This window comes from Paraburkholderia sp. BR10882 (genome assembly GCF_040948855.1).
Taxonomy (GTDB): domain Bacteria; phylum Pseudomonadota; class Gammaproteobacteria; order Burkholderiales; family Burkholderiaceae; genus Paraburkholderia; species Paraburkholderia nodosa_A.
The window spans coordinates 17,543-33,097 of the sequence record NZ_JBFPKP010000017.1 but is presented as its reverse complement, the minus strand read 5'-3'; the positions used below and the strand labels follow the sequence as shown (position 1 = coordinate 33,097).

At 66.4% G+C, this 15,555-nt stretch carries 13 protein-coding genes and 1 pseudogene; 3 read left to right on the top strand and 11 right to left on the bottom strand.

Features of this window, described 5'->3' with window-relative positions; genetic code table 11:
- Window positions 1–18: 18 nt before the first annotated feature.
- Window positions 19–1,494 carry a sodium:solute symporter gene (locus AB3X99_RS31295; RefSeq protein WP_368619110.1) on the bottom strand — a complete coding sequence of 492 codons (1,476 nt, stop codon included), beginning with the start codon at window positions 1,492–1,494 and terminating at the stop codon, window positions 19–21.
- Window positions 1,491–1,706 (bottom strand): DUF3311 domain-containing protein, encoded by a 216-nt coding sequence (locus tag AB3X99_RS31290; RefSeq protein WP_028205546.1) that lies wholly within the window; start codon window positions 1,704–1,706, stop codon window positions 1,491–1,493. The genes AB3X99_RS31295 and AB3X99_RS31290 overlap by 4 nt, the downstream gene beginning before the upstream one ends.
- Window positions 1,707–1,951: 245 nt before the next feature.
- Between AB3X99_RS31290 and AB3X99_RS31285 the strand changes: the two genes are divergently transcribed.
- Together AB3X99_RS31285 and AB3X99_RS31280 are read left to right on the top strand one after the other, a co-directional pair.
- Window positions 1,952–2,629 (top strand): MarC family protein, encoded by a 678-nt coding sequence (locus AB3X99_RS31285; RefSeq protein ID WP_069266235.1) that lies wholly within the window; start codon window positions 1,952–1,954, stop codon window positions 2,627–2,629.
- A 62-nt stretch (window positions 2,630–2,691) separates the two neighbouring features.
- On the top strand, window positions 2,692–3,525 hold the full coding sequence (locus tag AB3X99_RS31280) for a class II glutamine amidotransferase (RefSeq protein WP_069266236.1): 834 nt from the start codon (window positions 2,692–2,694) through the stop codon (window positions 3,523–3,525).
- Between the two features lie 33 nt (window positions 3,526–3,558).
- Here the strand turns inward: AB3X99_RS31280 and AB3X99_RS31275 are convergent, their stop codons facing one another.
- The 4 genes from AB3X99_RS31275 to treF all read right to left on the bottom strand — a co-directional run bounded on the left by AB3X99_RS31275 (window position 3,559) and on the right by treF (window position 9,405).
- Window positions 3,559–5,529 (bottom strand): PAS domain S-box protein, encoded by a 1,971-nt coding sequence (locus AB3X99_RS31275; protein ID WP_368619109.1) that lies wholly within the window; start codon window positions 5,527–5,529, stop codon window positions 3,559–3,561.
- An 89-nt stretch (window positions 5,530–5,618) separates the two neighbouring features.
- Window positions 5,619–6,533, bottom strand: coding sequence for a glycosyltransferase family 2 protein (locus tag AB3X99_RS31270; protein WP_368619108.1), 915 nt, complete (start codon window positions 6,531–6,533; stop codon window positions 5,619–5,621).
- Window positions 6,534–6,773: 240 nt separating this feature from the next.
- Window positions 6,774–7,457: an HAD family hydrolase gene (locus AB3X99_RS31265; protein ID WP_069266238.1), complete on the bottom strand. Its 684-nt coding sequence runs from the start codon at window positions 7,455–7,457 to the stop codon at window positions 6,774–6,776.
- 100 nt (window positions 7,458–7,557) lie between these two features.
- Entirely contained in the window at window positions 7,558–9,405 is a 1,848-nt protein-coding gene (gene treF, locus AB3X99_RS31260) for an alpha,alpha-trehalase TreF (RefSeq protein ID WP_368619107.1), read from the bottom strand.
- 236 nt (window positions 9,406–9,641) lie between these two features.
- Between treF and AB3X99_RS31255 the strand changes: the two genes are divergently transcribed.
- Window positions 9,642–10,814, top strand: a complete 1,173-nt coding sequence (locus AB3X99_RS31255) for a 4-hydroxybenzoate 3-monooxygenase (protein WP_368619106.1) — start codon at window positions 9,642–9,644, stop codon at window positions 10,812–10,814.
- A gap of 82 nt (window positions 10,815–10,896) precedes the next feature.
- Here the strand turns inward: AB3X99_RS31255 and AB3X99_RS31250 are convergent, their stop codons facing one another.
- The 5 genes and pseudogenes from AB3X99_RS31250 to AB3X99_RS31230 all read right to left on the bottom strand — a co-directional run.
- Window positions 10,897–11,949: an Ldh family oxidoreductase gene (locus AB3X99_RS31250; RefSeq protein ID WP_368602875.1), complete on the bottom strand. Its 1,053-nt coding sequence runs from the start codon at window positions 11,947–11,949 to the stop codon at window positions 10,897–10,899.
- 41 nt (window positions 11,950–11,990) lie between these two features.
- Window positions 11,991–13,487: a DASS family sodium-coupled anion symporter gene (locus tag AB3X99_RS31245; RefSeq protein ID WP_368619105.1), complete on the bottom strand. Its 1,497-nt coding sequence runs from the start codon at window positions 13,485–13,487 to the stop codon at window positions 11,991–11,993.
- A 293-nt stretch (window positions 13,488–13,780) separates the two neighbouring features.
- Window positions 13,781–14,110 carry a hypothetical protein gene (locus AB3X99_RS31240; protein ID WP_069266244.1) on the bottom strand — a complete coding sequence of 110 codons (330 nt, stop codon included), beginning with the start codon at window positions 14,108–14,110 and terminating at the stop codon, window positions 13,781–13,783.
- 172 nt (window positions 14,111–14,282) lie between these two features.
- On the bottom strand, window positions 14,283–14,966 hold the full coding sequence (locus AB3X99_RS31235; protein WP_069266245.1) for a DJ-1/PfpI family protein: 684 nt from the start codon (window positions 14,964–14,966) through the stop codon (window positions 14,283–14,285).
- Window positions 14,967–15,190: 224 nt separating this feature from the next.
- Window positions 15,191–15,553, bottom strand: a pseudogene (locus AB3X99_RS31230) (carboxymuconolactone decarboxylase family protein); the annotation flags it as partial.
- Window positions 15,554–15,555: the final 2 nt, after the last annotated feature.

Below are 15,555 nucleotides of genomic sequence, written 5' to 3'. Positions count from 1 at the left end.
CTACCGCGTTACACCCTATCAATGCGCCCGCGCATGCTCGTGATCCACATGCGTGCGCGGCTGCGTCACCGTGCTCACCACCATGAGCACGATCACGTTCACGAACAGCGCAAGGAAGCCGATGTTGACGTCCTTGAGCGCGTCCGGCGCGAACGGCATCAGCTGAGCCACGCTCACATGCGAGAGCGTCGTGACGATCACCACGAGCACGCCCGCCACGATGCCGCAGAACGCGCCTTGCTTCGTTACGCGATTGCGCGCGGAGAGACTGCACACCATCGCCGGGAACAGCTGCGTGACGAAGTTGTAGCCCATCAGGAGCAGCGCGACGATGGTGTCCCCGCCATTGAGCGTGAAGCCGACTGCCACGAGCGCGATCACCGGCACGAAGGCGCGCGCGAGCTTCGCGACTTGCGCGTCGTCCGCGCTCTTCGCGAGGCCGCCGCGATAGATGTCGTTCGCGAGCAGCGTCGAAGCCGTGGTGAGGATCATCGAGCCCGGCACGAGTGCGGTCAGCACGCCGGCCGCGCCGATCACGCCCACGAACCATGGATCGAACGTCTGCAGGGCGAGACGGAACAGCGAGAGGTCGATGTCGCCGCCCTTGAGGCCCGGCACCTTGAGCACGGCTGCGAAGCCGCAGAAGAAGACGAACAGCAAAATAAGCTGATAGAGCGGCAGGATCATCGCGTTGCGGCGGAAGATGCGCTCGTTCTTCGCGGTGTAGACCGACATGAACGTATGCGGCCACATGAAGAAGCCTAGCGCCGTGAGCAGCACGGTGGACTGGAACCACGTCACGCTCTGGCCGCGTGCCGGGAAGGTGAGGAAGCCGGGCTTGGCGGCGTCGATGGCGCGGAACATCTCGCTCAGGCTGCCATAGTGGTGAATCGGCAGGTAAATGCCGAGGAACACGGCGATGGCGAGAATCATCGTGTCCTTCACGACCGAGTTCCACGCGCAGCCGCGCACGCCCGAAACGATCACGTAAGCCGTGACCACGGCCGCGCCGATCCAGATCGCCGCGGTGGAGGAGATCGCGCCATACGAGGCCGTCGTCACGATGATGCCGAGGCCCTTGAGTTGCAGGACGAGATACGGCACGAGCGCGAGCACGCCCACGCAAGCCACCAGCACGCCCAGCGCGGGGCTCTGGTACTTGCGCGCGAAGAAGTGCGGCTGCGAGACGAGCCGGTGCTGCTTGGCGAAGCGCCAGACGGGCGGCAGCATCCAGTACGAGAGGATGTATGCAAGCGTGCCGTAAGCCAGAATGTAGTAGACAGGCGCGCCCTTGCCATAGGCGAAGCCGCTGCCGCCGAGGAACGTGAAGGTGGTGTAGATCTCGCCCGCCATCAGCAGGAACACGAACGCGGTGCCGAAGCTGCGGCCGCCCACGGCCCACTGCTCGAGGTTCATGTCGTGCCCGCGGCGGGCGCGCATGCCGAGGTAGAGCGCGACGAAGGTCATCGCCGCGATGATGATGAGGGCGCTCATGATCGCACCTCCGCATCCGCTTCGCCCGAGAGCCGGTTGACTGGGTCGAGCCGGTAGACGATCCCCATGATCACCGCGGCCAGCACCACCCACATGACGATCCATGCGAGCACGAGCGGCATGCCGAGCACGAGCGGCTCGGTGCGATTGACGAACGGCACCCCTAGCAGGATGCCGATAAAGGGCAAGGCAGCGAGCAACCGCAGTGACATGGCAACTCCTCTTTCATATGAGAAGAAAAGAAACGTCGCGTCGGGGTGCGAAGCCACCCACTCTATGCTTGTGAACGCGCCCCGTAAAGCCGCCAAAAATACTGAAGGGCTTGCCGTAAAGATTGGTGCAACGCGCCATTTTTCGCGGCATCGAGCGACATCGATCAGGCACGCCCGACGCCGATCCGGCTACACTTCTCGCAGCCCGGCGCGCTTTTTGCGCATGCCCTCAACGGATCGACTCCATGATCGAGAGCCTGATTTCAGACATCCTGTTCGGTTTCACCGGACTCATCAGCATCATCAATCCCTTGAGCGGTGCTTTTGTTTTTCTCGATCGCACCACAACGCTTACTGACGAAGAGCGACGCCTGCTCGCCAAACGCGTGGCGATCAACGCGTTCTTCGTGCTCGTCGGGGCTTTTTTCGTCGGCACGCCCATCCTGCATTTCTTCGGCATTTCAATGGAAGCGCTGCGTATCGGCGGCGGCCTCGCCGTAGCCGTGGCCGGCTGGCAAATGCTCAACGCGCCCGAGCCGGAGCCGCCCGCGGTCGATCATCCGGTCAAGCCCGTGAGCGCGAGTTCGGCTTCCGGAAAAGCCTTTTTTCCGCTGACCATTCCGCTCACCACCGGCCCGGGCTCCATCGCCACGGCCATTGCGCTGAATGCCAACCGCACGCACAAGCTTTCGGCGTGGCTGCTCTCGAGCTTCGCGTCGCTCGTGATCTCCGCGCTCGTCATGCTCGTGATCTATTACGTGTACAGCCGCGCCGCGCGGCTTTCGCAGTACCTGGGTGTGGAAGGCACGCGCGTGGCCATGCGCGTGTCGTCGTTTCTGCTCCTGTGCATCGGGGTGCAGATCATACTGACTGGCCTGACCGGCTTTCTCACGCCGATCGCCGACCTGCGCGCCGCGAAGTAGCGGCGCCTGTAGCTCGTGAGCAGGCCGGCGTACACAAGCGTCCTCACGCGAAGGAGACCATCATGTGCCGCTGGCTCGCTTATAGCGGGAACCCCGTGCAACTCGAAACCGTGCTGTTTCACGCACGGCATTCGCTGATCGATCAAAGCCTGCATTCCACCAAAGGCGCGACCACCACGAATGGCGATGGCTTCGGCATGGGTTGGTATCAGGACCCGCACGACATTCCCTATCGTTACCGCAGCGTGCATCCCGCCTGGAACGACCGCAACCTGCGCGAACTGGCGCGCGCGGTGCGTGCGCCCATGTTCGTCGCGCACATTCGCGCGGCCACGCATACGCCGGTGCAGGAAACGAACTGCCATCCGTTTCGGCACCGGCGCTGGATCTTTGCGCACAACGGTCTGATCCGCAGCTATCCGCTGATGCGGCGCGACCTGCTGGTCGCGATCGATCCGGGGCGCTTCAATGCGCTCGAGGGGTCGACGGATTCGGAAACGATGTTCTATCTCGCGATGACGTTCGGCCTCGAAGTCGAGCCCGTTCTTGCGCTGGAACGCATGGCGGGTTTTGTGGAGGCAACCGCGCAAAAGCATGGCGTCGAGCCGGCGCTCAACATGACGGTTTGCGCATGCGACGGCGAGCAGATCGTCGCTGTGCGCTATTCGAGCGAGCGCAATTCCCGCTCGCTTTATCACACCACGGCGTTCCGGCATCTGCGCGAACTGTATCCCGACGACCCGCGCATCATCGCAGCCGGCGACGACGCGTATCTGCTCGTGTCCGAGCCACTTGGCGATGCGCCCGATGTATGGGCCGAAGTGCCGGAATCGACGGCCATTGTCGTGCGCGGCCCCGAGGTCGAATACCGGCCGTTCGCACCTATCTCACCTTAAGGAACCGTAACTCAAGGGCGCGACAAGTCGACGTCACGCGCTGCGGCGCCTTTGCCTTGCCGCCGCAAGCGCGAGCACCTCGTCGAACAGCGTGACGTCCACGGGCTTCACGAGATGCATCTCGAAGCCCGCTTCGTGCGTGAGCTCGATGTCGGCAGCCTGGCCGAAGCCGGTCATCGCGGCGAACAGCGTGTGCTTGAGTGGCGGCAGCGCGCGCAGGGCACGCAGCGTCGCGTAGCCGTCGATCTCGGGCATGGCGATGTCGATGAGCGCGGCGTCCGGCGTGAAGCCGTCCACTTCCTCGCGCGCGTGGGCGGCGCTGTAGGCCACGCGCACGTCGTGCCCTTTGAGTTCGAGCAGCATGGCGAGGCTGTCGGCCGAATCCCGGTTGTCGTCGACCACGAGCACGCGCAGCGGCGGCACGCCGGCTTCGGCCAGCGCGGCAAGCTCGGCCGTGTCCGGCGTGAGCGGCGGCGGCTGCACGGCATGCGTGGCCTCGCGCGCGAACGGCAGGCGGATCGTGAACGTGCTGCCTCTGCCGGGCCCGTCGCTCCTGGCGGAGATGGTGCCGCCATGCAGCTCGACGAGCGAGCGGCACAGCATGAGGCCGATGCCGAGCCCGTTTTCCGTGGGCCCCGGCGCCGAGCGGTCCTGGCTGAAGAGGCCGAAGATCGACTCGTATGTGCCGGGCCGCAGGCCGCGGCCTTCGTCGCGCACCTGGATCTGCACGGCGCGTGCGGCGGAACGCACGTCCACGACGATGCGGCTGCCGTCGGGCGAGAACTTCGAGGCGTTGTGCAGCAGGTTCTGCAGCACCTGCACGAGCCGCGTGTGGTCGCCCTTCATGGTGAGCGGCTCGTCGGGCATCTGCACGTCCACGTGCTGACCGCGTGCCGAGGTGAAGGGCTGCGCCGCGTCGATGGCGTGCGCGACCACTTCGTGCAGGTCGAGCGGCGCCTCGCGCAACTCGATCTTGCCCGACGTGATGCGCCCGACGTCGAGCAGGTCGTCCACGAGCCGGGTGAGGTGCACGATCTGACGGTCGATCATTTCGCTCGCTCGCTCGATCTCGGGGCTCGGCGCATCCATGAGGCGCATCGTGGCCACGGCGTTGCGCACCGGCGCGAGCGGGTTGCGCAGTTCGTGCGCGAGCAAGGCGAGGAACTGCTTCATCTGTTCGCTCGAATGCTCGAGTTCGTCGGTGCGGCGGCTTTCGGTCATGTCGCGCGTGACCTTCGCGAACCCCGTGAGGCGGCCTTGGCCGTCATGCACCGCGGTGAGCGTGACACTGGCCCAGAACATCGAGCCGTCCTTGCGCACGCGCCAGCCCTCGCTCACGACCCGGCCCAACTCCTTCGCGCGGCGCAGCTCGCGTTCGGGCTGACCGGCGGCGACCTCGTCGGGCGGATAGAAGACGGAAAAATGCTGGCCGACGATCTCGGCCGGACGGTAGCCCTTCAGGTTGGTCGCGCCGGTGTTCCAGCTCACCACGTTGCCCTGCGGATCGAGCATGAACATCGCGTAGTCGCTCACGCTTTCCACGAGCAGGCGAAAGCGCTCTTCGGAAAGACGCAGCGCTTCGACCTGGCGGCGTTCGGCGGTGAGGTCGCGCGTGACCTTGGCAAAGCCGGAGAGCGAGCCGTCGCTCTCGTGCAGCGCGGTGATGACGACGTTGGCCCAGAACATCGAGCCGTCCTTGCGCACGCGCCAGCCTTCGTCGTTGAAGCGTCCGTGCAGCGCGGCCTGCTCCAGCTCGTGATCGGGCCAGCGGCGCGCGTTGGCTTCGTCGGTGTAAAAACGCGAGAAATGCTGGCCGATGATCTCGTGCGCTTCATAGCCCTTGATGCGGGCCGCGCCGCGATTCCAGCTCACGATGTAGCCGCGCGTATCGAGCAGGAAGATCGCGTAGTCCTCGATCGGCTCCACGAGCGCCTCGAAGCGGCGTTCGTGGTGGCTTTCGGCGACGGTGTTTTGCGGGGCGATGCCGGGGTCGGGCGTCGTCATGGTCCTCGGGTCTGTCATAGGGCCTGTTCACAAGATTGACAGGCTCCGGCCTCCTGAATGGACGGCCCGCACGCAGCGGGCGTCGCAGCTTACCACGCGCGCTGCCCTGAGCGGTCGTACTTTTCGGCCATTGCCGGAATGCCCGCGCGCACGTGGCGTTCCGCGCGGCGTACCTGGCGGGTGAGCAGCACGACGTGCGGCGGCACCACGCGGCGTGCGCGCAACGTCCAGAACGCGCCGCGCAGCAGCGCCACGCCCGCGGGCCCGAGCGAGCGCTGGCGCGCGAACACGGCGAGCGCACGGCCGGTCGCCGCGATCGCATCGCGCGCGGGCAATCGCATCCACGCCACCCAGGCGGTGTTGCGCGCGAGCGAGCATTGCTGCGCGCGCGTGAACCAGCGGTAAAGCGGCTCGCGATGCGCGAGCGCCTGCTCGCAATAAACGATCTGGTGGCCGGCCGACAGCATGTCGAGCGCGGCAAGCTCTTCGGCGCCGCCGTGTGACAGCCGCTCCTCGTAGCCGCCGAGCGCGTGGAACACGGCCGCGCGGAAAATGCACGCGCCGGCCATGAAGTTCGCGAGCGCAGGCCCGGCTTCGCCTTCCGCACCCGGCGACGTGGCGGCGAGCATCAGGCAGGCGGGGTGAATTTCGCGCTCGTCGCCGCTCACCACGCGCGCGTTGAGCACGGCCACCTGCGTGTGGGCGTCGAGCAGGTGCGCCGCACGCGCGAGCGCGCCGGGCGCGAACCAGGTGCTGTCGTCGCAGCACGCGACATAGTCGGTGCGCGCGAGCAGCACGGCGCGATTGAAACCGGCCATGCCGTGATCGCCCAGCGACTGGACGATGCGCACTTGCGGAAAGAGCGACGCCAGCAGGGAGACGGTGGAATCGGTGGAGCCGTTGTCGGCCACGATGACGTCCGGGTGTTCGGGAAGGGCGGTGAGGCGCGCGACGGTATCGATGGTTTGACGTACATGATTGCGCGTGAGGACGACCACCGTCACGCGGGGCGCGCTGGGGGTTCCGGGGGCAGGGGCGGAGTCGTTCATCGCAGCAGGCGGCGGGAGCCGGCCGGTGAGTTGTCGAATTGACCTATGTCAGCATACGCCGATGGCGCGCGACATGCAGTACATGACGTGCGCCAGAGGCGGGGCGGCCCAGCCGCGGTGCTGCACTGCACAGCCGAGAGCTGCGCAATTTTCGCGCCGCGTGCGGCGGCGCGCGCAATCAGTCCGATCAGCGGCTCAATCGCGAGCGCAGACTTCGTCGAGGTGGTCGAGCAGGTCGGCGGGATCTTCGTACACGCGTAGCGCGCCCGCGCGTTGCAGCTCCTCGGTGCCGTAGCCGCCCGACTGCAGGCCGATGCCGAGCGCGCGGCAGCGTTGGGCCGCTAGCATGTCCCAGACGCTGTCGCCCACCACGAGGCAGCGCTCGATCGGCACGTTCAGCCGCAGCGCCGCGGCGACGAAAAGATCGGGGTCGGGCTTGGCGTGGCGCACTTCGTCGCGCGTGACCACCGTCGTGACGGACGGGTCCACGCCGAGCGCCTGCAGGTTCACGGATGCCGTGGCGAGGCGCCCGCTCGTGGCGATCGCCCAGGGCACTTGCGCCGCGCTGAGGGTGTCGAGCAGCGCGCGGGCGCCGGGCAGCGGGCGCACCTGGTCGGCGTGGCGGCGGTAGGCGTCGGCGTGTAGTTTTTGCAAGCGCGCGATGCGCTCGGGGGCGATCGACTCGTGGGCCTCGTGGGTCTCGCGCAGCAACTGGTTCATGAAGAGACCGCCGCTCATGCCGATGCGCCGGTGAATGCGCCACACCGAGAGCTCGATGCCGTCCGCGTCGAGCGCTTCCTTCCATGCGAGCACATGCTGATACACGCTGTCGACGAGCGTACCGTCGAGGTCGAACAAAAAGGCCGTTTCGTTGCGCATGGGGGGCTCCTGGTTGCTATACGACGATTACGCTGCGGTGGCGCAAAAAGTGTACGCCGCGCGCCGCCGGCGTGCGGCGCGGCGGGCGCGCGGCGGCGCCTCAGGGCGTGCTGGCGGCGGCCGCGCCGGACGCCGCCGGTGCGCCTTGCGCGGCGCCCGTCTGCGGATACATCTGCAGCAGCACGCGCAGGACGCCGTTGGTCCATCCAAAGCCGTCCTGCAGCGGATATTCGCCGCCGCCTGCCGACGAGGCCTTCGTGGCCGACGCGCTCACGTCGTACTTCTCGACGAGCTTGTGTGTGCGCGCGTAGTACGCGAGATTCGTCGCGATCCAGCGCGTGGCGATCTCCTGCGCGAGGTCCTGTGCGCCGTAGCGGCGCAGCCCCATGACCGCGAGATATTGCAGCGGCGCCCAGCCGTTCGGCTCGTCCCATTGCTGGCCGGTCGCGACCTGGGTGGTGGCGAGGCCGCCGGGGCGCAGCAGCCCGGCGCGCACCGCGGCGGCCACTTCCTGCGCCTGGGCCTTCGTCGCCACGCCCGCATAGAGCGGATAGACGGTCGCCGCCGTGAGCCGGTGCGTGAGCGTGCGGTGCGCGAAGTCGTAGTCGCTGTAGGCATGCAGTTGCGGGTCCCAGAGCACGCGGTCGATGGCGTCGGCGCGTTGTTGCGCCCGCTTCGTCATCAGTTCGGCCTCGCGCGCGTCGCCCTTGAGGCCATAGGCCTTCGCGAGCGTGCGTTCGAGGATCACCATCAGCGAATTGAGGTCGACCGGCGCGAGCGAGGTCACATCGATAGTCGAGAGCGTTTGGCCGTCGGCGAGCCAGCGCGAGCTGTAGTCCCAGCCCGTTTCCGCGCCCGCGCGCAGGTTGCGCCAGAGGTCAGAGGCGTCGCGTTGCGGCGTGGCGCGCGCGGTCAGGATGTCCTCGCGGTACGACTCGTCGCGCGGGCGGTTGCGCGCGTCCCAGTAGCGGTTGAGCAACGTGCCGTCGGGCAGGCGCACGAGGTGGCGCGCGGCGTGACCGGGCTTGAGCGTTTGCGCGCCGGCCATCCAGTAGTCGTATTCCTTGCGCAGTTGCGGCAGGTAGTGGAGGTACACGGCGTCGCCGTCTTTTTCCGCAACGAGGCTCACCATCTGCGCGAAAAACGGCGGCTGCGAGCGGCTCAGGTAGTACGTGCGATTGCCGTTCGCGATGTGGCCGTATCGGTCGATCAGCGCGGCGAAGTTGCTCAGCTCGTCGAGCGCGAGTTCGTGGCGGCCGCTCGCTTCCAGGCCGAGCATGATGAAGTACGAATCCCAGTAGTAGATTTCGTTGAAGCGCCCGCCCGGCACGACGTACGCATAGGGCAGCGGCAGCGGCGACGAATACGGATTCGGCTTTGCGTCGGGGCGGCGGCTCAGCACGTTCCAGAGCGTGTCGATGTGGCCGACGACATCCTGGTTCGGATCGGAAACGTAGTGATCTTCGGTTTGCGCGGGGGCCGTGAAGTACCGGTTCACGAACTGCGTGAGCGCGGCCTTGCGCGCGGCGCTGTCGTGCAGCCCCGCGTGTTGCTGGCGCCAGCGCTCGTAGGCGGCCGTGATCTGGCTCGGGCGCTCGTTGGGCAGTATGTCGGCAAACGTCTTGCCGTCGGGGAAGATCTGCGCGAGCTGCACGTCGTGATAGAGGCGGCCATAGAGGTCGGCGGGCGTGGCGGGCCGGCTCTCTTTTGCGGCGTCATGCTGCGCCGGCGAGCGAACCGGCCTTGCCGATCGCGCGGGCGTTTGTAATTCCTGCGCGTTGGCGGGTGCGCTAGCGGAGGCTGCGACGTCGGCTTGTGCGTCGGCGGCATGGGCGGTTTGCGCGAGCGGCCAGGCGAGGCACAGCGCAGCGGCGAGCGTGGCGGCAAACGGGACGGGGCGGGATGTCGTGGCGGATGTGGGCGTGCGGGAGCGGAACGGGAAGGACATGGCCTTGATGTTTTTGAGGGGCGACGAGCGCGCCAGTGCGCAAACCTGGGGCGCAGGCGAAGCGTGGCAATAAGCAATTTCCGTTCCGCGCAATGGCGATGCGAGACGGCGGGCGACTGCAACACTATTCAAAATAGAGATAGTCCATATTCTCCATATCGCGTTGCGCGATAACGCGTGCTGCGGCGAAACTTGCCAAAAATCAATTCAAGCAACGCCGCATCAGGAGACATCTCATGCGCACCCAGGTTGGCATCATTGGCGCCGGGCCCGCGGGCCTGCTTCTTTCCCATCTTCTGCATTTGCGTGGCATCGACTCGGTCGTGATCGAGCTGCGTGACCGCGAGCAGATCGAATCGACCATACGCGCCGGCGTGCTCGAGCAAGGCACGATGGACGTGCTCACCGAAGCGGGCGTCGGCGAGCGCATGAAGGCCGAAGGCGCGCTGCATCACGGCTTCGAACTGGCGTTCGAAGGCAAGCGCCGCCGCATCGATCTCACCGGCCTCACGGGCAAAGCCATCACCGTCTACGCGCAGCACGAAGTGCTCAAGGACCTCGTGGCGGCGCGCGTGGCCGCGGACGGCAAGCTCTTCTTCAATGTCTCGAACACGTCGATTCACGGCGTCGAAACCAGCACGCCGTCGATCCGCTTCACGCACGAAGGCGAAGAGCACGAGCTGCACTGCGACTACGTGATCGGCTGCGACGGTTTCCACGGCGTGTCGCGCGCCTCGATTCCGGCGGCGCTGCGCCAGGACTACGAGCGCGTGTTCCCGTTCGGCTGGTTCGGTATTCTCGTCGAGGCGCCGCCCACTTCCGACGAGCTGATCTACGCGCGGCACGATCGCGGCTTCGCGCTCGTCAGCACGCGCTCGCCGAACGTGCAGCGCATGTACTTCCAGTGCGATCCGACGGACAACGTCGACAACTGGTCCGACGACCGCATCTGGGCCGAGCTGCACGCGCGCGTCGATTCGCGCGAAGGCCACCAGGTGGTGGAAGGCAAGATCTTCCAGAAGAACATCGTGGGCATGCGCAGCTTCGTCACGACCACGATGCAGCACGGCCGCCTCTTTCTCGCGGGCGATGCGGCGCACATCGTGCCGCCGACCGGCGCGAAGGGCCTCAATCTCGCGGTGGCGGACGTGCGCGTGCTGACCGCGGCGCTCGTGGCGTTCTACCAGGAAGGCCGCACCGATCTGCTCGATGGCTATAGCGAAACGGCGCTGCGCCGCATCTGGCGCGCCGAACACTTCTCGTACTGGATGACGCGCATGATGCACCGCCTTGACGACGCCACGCCGTTCGAGCAGCGCCTGCAGGTTGCCGAACTGGAACATGTCACCACGTCCCGCGCTGCCGCGGCGGCGATGGCCGAGAACTACGTGGGCGCGGTTGCCGTGTGAGGTAAGCTCAACGCATGAAACGGCCGCGCGAGTCCCGCAGGGTTCGCGCGGTTTTTTGTTTACAGCGTCGCGTTGGATCGCCTCAAATCGCCGTAAGCGGCGCAATGCCCAGTTCGGTGGCGATGTCGGCGAACGGCTTTCTCACGGAGTCGGGCAGCGTGATCGTCTGCATGTGCCGCGCACGATTTTCCGCTTCGTACTGGCCAGGGTACTGCACCGGCTGCGACGGATCCTGCGGCGGGCAGCTGAGCAGATAGTCGAGGAACGATTCGACCTCCTGCGAGCGCCACGTCGTGTTGAAGTCCACCTGCGGATCGAGCACCAGCGCGAACAGATTGTTGGTCGCCACGCCATTGCGCGGGTTGTCCGGATGGATCGTGCCGCCGCCCGAGAGCACGCCCGCGAGCAGTTCCGCCACGAGACCCAGCGCATAGCCCTTGTGCAGACCGAACGGCAGCAGCGCGCCTGGCGGGTCGGCGAACAACACGTTGGGGTCGGTGCTCGGCTGGCCGTTCGCGTCGATCACCGAGCCGTCAGGCGCCGGCAGGCCGTTTTCGGCGAGCACGCGCGCCTTGTTCACGGCGATGGCGCTCGTGGCGATATCCACGACGAAGGGCGGCCGCCCGCCCGGCAGCGGACCCGCGAAGCACAGCGGGTTGGTCGTGAGCCGGGGCTCGCGTCCGCCGAACGGCGCGACGGTCGGCGCGCGATTGACCACGTTGGTGAAGGCGAGCAGCACGTAGCCCTGCGCCGCAACCATTTCGCCGTAGTGGCCCATGCGCCCCAGGTGATGGCTATGACGCAGCGTTACGATGCACTGCCCATGTTCGCGCGCGCGAGCGATCGCGTCTTCCATCACGACCTTGCCAATGTGCTGTCCGAAGCCGCTGTGGCCGTCATAGCCGATCAGGCTGCCGCGGTCGACGACGCGCTCGGCGCGGCCGTCTGCGGTGACGAAGCCCGCGGCCAGCACGCGCTTGTAGTTAGGCAGGATCGACAGGCCGTGGCTCGCGTAGCCCACGCGGTCGGATTCGATCAGATGGTCGGCCACGTCGGCGGCGATGTCTTCGGGCACCGAGACGTTCGTGAGCACGGCCGTGGCGAAGCGGCGTGCGTCGTCGATCCTGACTTCCATGAGCGGCTCCTTGCTAACCGTGCAGCGTTCGGGTGCAGTGTTCAGATCCAGCCCAGCCAGCGCCACCACGTCGCGGCGAACAGCAGCAACAACACATAGCCGACGACGGTCAGCACGATGCCCACGCGCGCAAACTGCTTCGCCGTGAACGTTTCGGTGGCGAGGCACACCATGTTTTGCGGCGCGTTGATCGGCAGGATGAAGCCGAAGCTCACCACGTAGCCGAGCAGCATGGTGAGACCGAGTCGGTTGAAGTCGCCCTGCATGGACTGCAGCACCGACACGAGAATCGGCAGCATCGCGGAGGTGAGCGCCGTTGCGCTCGCAAAACCGAGGTGGATGAGGATGAGGAAGGCCGAGAGAATCGCGAAGGCCATGAACGGCGTGGCGGTGTCGAGCCCCGTGTGATGCGCGACGAGGTCGCCGAGCCATTGGCCCGCTTTCGTCGTGAGCAGCGCCGTGCCGAGGCTGATGCCCACGCCGAACACGATCACCGTGCCCCACGGAATGCGGCTTTGCACGGTCTTCCAGTCCATCACGCCAAAGCGCGGCAACAGCAGCAGCACGAGCCCCACGTAAGTGACCGAAGTGGTGTCGAACGGGTGCAGCTTGCCTTCGGTCGCCCAGAAGAGCAGCAGGCCGATGGAAACCCCGAGCAGGCGTTTCTGCGGGCCCGTCATGGGGCCGAGTTCGCGCAGCGAGGCTTCGACGGCTTCCTTGCCGCCCGCGATGGCATCGGCTTCGGGCGGCAGCATCTTCAGCACGATGAAGAGCAGCGCCGCCGACATCACGATCGCCCAGGGCGCGCCCGCAATGAGCCAGTCGAGCCACGTGACGCGCGCGCCGAGCATCTTGTCCATGAAGCCCACGGTCAGCAGATTCTGCGCGGCGGCGGTCTGGATGCCGACGTTCCAGATGCTCGTGGCTTGCGCGACCACGATCATGATGCCCGCCGCGATGTTCGAGCGCTTGTCGACGCCGAACGCCGAGATGACGCCCACCATGATCGGCACGACGCACGCGCTGCGCGCGGTGGCGCTCGGTACGACGAGCGAGAGCACGATGGTCACGGCGACCGCGCCGATCAGGATGCGCCGCGTGGTGGTGCCGATCAGCGAGAGCGTGACGAGCGCAATGCGCCGGTCGAGCCCGGTGACGGTCATCGCCGCGGAGATAAAGAGTGCGCCGGCCACGAGCGCGAGCGCGGAATTGGAGAAGCCCGCGAGCGCCATGCTGATGGCTTTGTTGGTGCCGTAGTCGACAGCGGGGTTTTCGATGGTGGGCGCGGTGCCCACGAGAAACGCCATGAGCGACGTGATGATGATGGCGCTCGCTTCGTACGATACGGCTTCGGTGAGCCACACGACCACGGCGAACGCGAGGATGGCGAGCATGCGCTGGCCGGCGGGCGGGAGGCCATCGGGCAGGGGCAGCAGAAGCACGACGACGAGCGCGACCACGCCCGCGATCAGGCCCACAGGTATGCCCTTCTTCTGCGGCGCCGCGCTCGCGTTGGCGGCTGGCTGGGGTGCGTTCATGGCGATGACTCCCTGTTGGGCATGCACGCGGCATGGCTCGCGTGTCGCTTCTGGCAGAGCGCATGCAGCATCGAAAAGCGGCGGTGTGGCGGCTTGCGAACGAGTCAGCGCATTCGCATCGCGGATGGTACTGCCATTCGACTGATGAAGCGTTTAGTGTGTACAGCGGGAGCGCGCGAGCGCGAAGGCGGGGGAAGCGCAGCGTTGCAGCATGCTGCGGGTGATGCGGGCAAGCTGATGGTGAAGGCGTTTTAACCGGCAAAACAGCCGGTTAAAACGACCGCTGACGCGAATTATTGGCTGGCGCCAGCAGCAGCGTTAGCTTTCTTCTGTGCGTCCTGCAGGTTCTGCGGATAGTTCGGGTCGTTCAGCGCCGGCTTGTAGCCTGCGTCTTCCAGCTTCTTCAACTCGGCATTGTTCTTCGCGCGGGCCTGCTTGCGTTCGGCCTTGCGCTGCGCTTTGGCTTGAGCTTTGGCCTGCGCCTTTTGTTCCTTGGTGAGCGGTTGCGAGGCCGTGGCGGCGGGTGCGCTGGCTTCCGTTTGCGCAAATGCCGGCGCGGCAACGCCGATCAGGAATGCGGCGGTCGCCGCGGCGAGAGTCAGCTTGCTGGTGGTGGAGCGCATTGATTCCCTTAATGGTTGATTTGAACGACTTACCCAGGTCTGGGAGGACGGGCGCAAACGACTGCGGCGCGCCCGTTGCTCAATGTAATCGATCCCCATCAAAGACGGTAGCAAGCGCTGACCCTGGCTTGCCGGTAATCGCAGTAGTTACCCCGGCGGCCTCAACGGGCGCTCAAGCACCGAGCTTCGCGGCCGCCGCCGCGACTACGCGTGCGCGTGCGGCGAGCGATGCGGCTGTCTGCGCGCGCAACCTTTCCACGATTGCACGCGGTGCGCTGGCGGGGTCGCCCGCATCGAACGGCGGCGCGGGCGCGTACTCGAGTTCGAGCTGGAGCGCCTGGGCGTCCTCGTCGCCGATCAGTTCGGCGGCGAGCGTCAATGCGAAATCGATACCCGCGGTGATGCCGCCGCCGGTCAGCACGTTCCCGTCGCGCACCACGCGCGCTTTCACGGGCAGCGCGCCGAGCGGCTCCAGCAGTTCGTGGAAGGCCCAGTGCGTGGTCGCGCGGCGTCCGCGCAGCAGCCCGGCCGCGCCGAGCACGAGCGCACCCGTGCAAACCGAAGTGACGTAGCGCGCCGTGCTCGCCTGGCGGCGCAGGAACGCGAGCGTCTCGTCGTCTGGAATCAGCTGGGAGACGCCGCTGCCGCCCGGCACGCAGATCACGTCGAGCGGCGGGCAGTCCTCGAAGGTCGTGTCGGGCGTGAGCATGAGGCCGGTGCTGGAGCGCACCGGGTCGAGCGTCTTCCAGATGAGCCGCGCGCGGGTGTCCGGCATCGAGGCGAGCACGTCGTATGGGCCGGTCAGGTCGAGCTGTTGAACGTTGGGGAAGACGAGAAATCCGATCTGCAGTGCCATGTGGTGTTCCCGGTCAAGGTTTGGCTGTCGAAAAGGCCGACGGTGTGCCGATGATTCGGGAGTCACTGTAATCTCGCGCCGCTCCACAACCATGCCAAAAACCGCGCAAAAACTGCCAGCGGCGCGCGAGCCGCAATCGGAAAGCACTCGGTGATCGACACCCGCGCCGCGTTCAGTCGCCGCTTAATTTGCGGCAGCTGAAGCAGCGCGCTTGCTGCTTGGACTCAAGCCGGCATCTTGCGGAACGTCACCGCGATGCGGTTCCAGCCGTTGATCGCGATGATCAGCAGCGTGAGGTCGGTGATCTCCTGGTCGCTGAAATGCGGCTTCACGCGTTCCCACACTTCGTCGGGTACGTGCGTTTGCGCGAGCAGCGTGACTGATTCGGTCCATTCGAGCGCCGCGCGCTCGCGCTCGGTGAAGAAGGGGGTTTCGCGCCACACCGATACCGTGGCGAGCCGGCGATCGGTTTCGCCGCCTTTACGCGCATCACCGGTGTGCATGTCCACGCAATAGGCGCAGCCGTTGATCTGCGAAGCGCGCAGGCGCACCGGTTCCGCGAGCGGCTTTTCAAGCGAGCTTTTGCTCG